We start from the raw sequence: 261 nt of genomic DNA on the forward strand, positions 1-261 counted from the left end.
CAAAAGCTCTTCCTCGATCAGTGCCAGCAGATCCAAAGGATCTTCGCCCAGTTCCAGCACGTCATAACCTTGCGGTAACGACTGGGTATTTGCACCCTCTTTCACCACAGCATAACTGCACTCGCTGTGGATCGGCAGGGTGACCAGCTCAAGACAGCGCTGGCAAACCATTTTGACCTCGGTGTCGATAGAGCTGTGGATGACCACAGATCTACGTTCATCTCGTTCAAAAATAAACTTCGCCTGGACCGTTCCGAGAGT

The 261-nt window shown here is 51.7% G+C and carries 1 protein-coding gene; it reads right to left on the bottom strand.

What is annotated here, in order from left to right; all coding sequences use genetic code 11:
* A partial coding sequence (locus Q5L94_RS13875) for a YceD family protein (RefSeq protein WP_317498937.1) occupies nucleotides 1-261 on the bottom strand: 261 nt, incomplete at both ends.

This window comes from Idiomarina sp. Sol25, from assembly GCF_033052775.1.
Taxonomy (GTDB): Bacteria; Pseudomonadota; Gammaproteobacteria; order Enterobacterales; family Alteromonadaceae; genus Idiomarina.